This is a genomic window from Aquiflexum sp. (genome assembly GCF_977115555.1).
This window is the reverse complement of the sequence record NZ_CDSBKL010000422.1, coordinates 1-3,417: the sequence shown is the minus strand read 5'-3', so window position 1 is coordinate 3,417 and position 3,417 is coordinate 1. Positions and strand designations below refer to the sequence as shown.

Below are 3,417 nucleotides of genomic sequence, written 5' to 3'. Positions count from 1 at the left end.
GATATGCTTACTTACCTTTTTTGACAAGTCCTGTAGTAGGAGGACTTAATCCAATTTTGGAAGAAGATACGGAATTATTTTACCCAATAATGGTAGCATTGGACTACAGGTTATTCAATGGTCAATACAGGGACGACAATGTGCTCGCCCATGAATTGGGTCATTATCTTGGACTTTACCATACCTTTCAGGATTGTCAGACGGGCGATTTTTGTGATGATACCCAAGCGCATACCCTCCCTTCAAATCAATCGATAAGGTTCAGTAACAACAGAACAAACTGTTCAAATGAACCCTATATCTCCACCAATTTTATGGATTACATCAGCGTAGTGGACAATTTCACTTTTGACCAAAAGGAAAGAATGACAAAGGTGTATGAAAACGCACTCTTTATGCCCAAAGACTTCAATGCGCCGGATTCGAGAATAAAGCCATTTAAAAGAGGACAACTTGACCCAAGTATCAAGCCTATAATTTGTAATTTCTAAAAAAATTTAGCCGGGAATTATTTTTCAAAAAATTCACAATGATGTCAAAGCGGTTTGCTTTGACATCATTGTTTAATGACTCTTTTTATCATTATATTGGTTTTCAATGGCAAGAATCCTACGCAATATCCGTCAAACTCTATTGGTTGAAAACCGATTTACCAGGTACCTTATCTATGCCATCGGTGAAATTGTATTGGTAGTGGTAGGGATTTTGATTGCCTTGCATTTCAATAACCAAAATACGGATCGAAAAACCAAAGCCGAAACAGACAGGCTGGTTGCCGATTTGGAAAAGGGATTGAAAACCAATCAGTTCCTTCTTGACCGGTTTATAGGTAGGTTTGATTCGCAGGATTCCATGATGGGTTTGCTGGTCAACGGGGAATTAACAGCGGAGAACTTCAGACGAAACCGGATTCTAAATGACCTGATGGGTACAAGCACCCAATATGCATGGCTTCAGGATGAAAACATCAGCACCATTCTCCAAAAGGAGAGGGATTTTGATCCTTCTTATAACCAACTTATCAAACTGATCAAATCCTACAAATCAAGACTTGATGACCTTGACAATACCGCTTCGGAATTGAATGAACTGTCCAATTGGAACGATAAGTTCATGGCGGACAATTTTGAATGGTATTCCGGAACAACAAAAGAAGACCGCGATAAAAAGGTCCAATATTTTCTCCTGGATCCATTTTTCAAAAACCGTCTCAGCCTATTTAGAAAAAAATTCAAAAGCCAGATTTCCAATATCACCTCAATGGGCGCTATCCGGGCTGCCATTATGGGGGAAATAAAGCGATTGAATGAGGGAATAAACAATGAACAATTGGATGATTTTTTCAAATCATTAGGCATGCAGCCCTTCCCTCAATTAGACTGTTCTGAATTGAAAAGGGAATGGGAGGATGATTTTTCAGGATTGATTTTTTTCCTTTTCTTCAACGGCACTGATGAAACTGTCACCATCTACCGGCTCAGAGAAAATGTCGATGCATGGGAATCTTTCAATATCAACCCCGGAGAATACGAAATCTTTGGTCAGGTTCCCGGTCGTGGATTTATGATAGGTTCACCTGATGTCTGTGAGAAACTGTTCATAGCCAAAAAGGGTGGGTATTTGTTGATTGAGTAGCATATCCCAGATTACTCCAGCATTTTCAGTTGGAAATCGATTGAATGATATTTTTCATTACTGTTATTTGAGACAGTAAACTGAAAGAAAAAGGTTCTATTTCCATGCATGACCTTTCTAAACTAACTATCCCCAAATCTAAATCCAATTACTTTTTTAGGATTTTGTGAACAGATTGCTTATTGCCCTGCAACAGTCTGAACATGTATACTCCCTTAGGAAGGTTTGATATATCTATTCTGAAACCTTCTGAGAATTCATCCAATGTAATCGGATGAACACGTCCTGACATGTCCACCAAATCTGCTGACCTGATTGCACCGCTGAGACCTTTAATAAAGAATTGATCTTCAGCAGGATTTGGATACACATCTACCTCTCCACCTATTTCCACCTTAGCACTGTTCACTATGAGGGTAATTTCATCAGAGATTTCACTGATACAACCATCGATGGTTACTTGGACAGAAAAAACGCCAAAAGAAGAGACTTCCAAACTTTGCCCTGTAGCATCTGAGATTAATTCCCCGTTGAGAAACCATTGGTTACCCAAAGGAGCGCTTGATGTCAACATTACTGAACCACTTCCTAAACCGGCCACATTGATGGTTGGTTTTGATGGATTAACACAGAAAGTCCTACTAACAGGTGTTGCCGGAAGGTACTGATCGTTTCCATCCTGACTTGCTATAATGGTCGCCTTTCCTGGCTTCAAAAGAGCAACTTTGTTTGCCTCTAAACTCAAGTGGTCATCTTCACTCTTAAAAGAAACTTCCAGGCCGGAATCAGATTCAGCAGTCAATTCAAAGGGAGCGTCTCCCATAGTTTTGTTTCCAATCTCCCCAAAAGTAATTACCTGCTCATCTTTGATAGGACCTTGGTCTCCTTGACGAATATTGTCAAAATACCAAGTATAATCTGCAGTGCCGTTACCCACCGTGCCCAAATCAAAAATCAAAACTATCTTTTTGTAGCTGATCGAAGGATTGAAGCCACTCATGTCAAAAGTGATATCCACCCATTTTTTTGATTCGGTGATTGTCACTTCCTTCTCAAAAGCCTGTCCTCCATCAAATTCATTTTCAAATTTCAACAGCATCCGGGTATTGACCCTTGGTGCCCAAACAGAAACGGTAAAGTCAGTACCCTTGGAGAAATCAATTGCTGAAGTTTTGGTAAGGAAGGATCCTCCCCAAATCTGACCAGCATTTTTGATCATTTTGGCCACTTTGGGACTTTGATTCCCTACCATATCCGGATTGTTGATGACGGTTAAGTCGCCCCCATCAAAATTGGTGATCAGGCTGCTCCACACATAATCATCCTCAAAGGTCAACGGGAAATCTATTACAGGGCTATTCCCTCCTGTACCTCCACCTCCATCATCAGTACCCTGACAGGTTCCCACCACATAAGAAATCCTCTGACCGGAATTATTTTTCTCACCTTGAGTTGGGTGGGAATAAGTATAATAGAAATATACTGTGCTGCCTTCGGCTGCATTGAGTCTGAATGGCTCGTTAGGTTTTACCCCATATCCCGGAAAATTCCCATTGGCTGATGTTCCATAATATAAAATCAAAACCTGATTGCCCATTCCTGAAACTGTCGGGATAAAGGTCAATGTAGGATTATTCACATCCTCGGAAAATTCATACCTGAAATCTCCATTTTGGGAAACACCGCTGCAGGACGGCGCCTCAGTAAATCGTATGGTTACCGGCGAACAAGTTGCGGTATTTCCATCATTGTCTTTGGCAATGGCTGTTAATTGATGTTCCC

Annotated in this window: 3 protein-coding genes; 2 read left to right on the top strand and 1 reads right to left on the bottom strand. The window is 40.6% G+C overall.

Translation table 11 applies throughout. From position 1 onward, the window contains the following. A partial coding sequence (locus ACZFYI_RS17715; RefSeq protein ID WP_462525455.1) for a M43 family zinc metalloprotease occupies positions 1-491 on the top strand: 491 nt, incomplete at its 5' end. A gap of 106 nt (positions 492-597) precedes the next feature. Then, positions 598-1,635, top strand: coding sequence for a DUF6090 family protein (locus tag ACZFYI_RS17710; RefSeq protein ID WP_462525454.1), 1,038 nt, complete (start codon positions 598-600; stop codon positions 1,633-1,635). A gap of 148 nt (positions 1,636-1,783) precedes the next feature. Here ACZFYI_RS17710 and ACZFYI_RS17705 read toward each other — a convergent pair. Further along, positions 1,784-3,417: T9SS type A sorting domain-containing protein (locus ACZFYI_RS17705; protein WP_462525453.1), on the bottom strand; the 1,634-nt coding region annotated here is incomplete at its 5' end.

Bases quoted from the DNA above. Each gene is read 5' to 3' on its own strand.
- ACZFYI_RS17710 (WP_462525454.1), top strand. From the start codon at position 598: ATGGCAAGAATCCTACGCAATATCCGTCAAACTCTATTGGTTGAAAAC.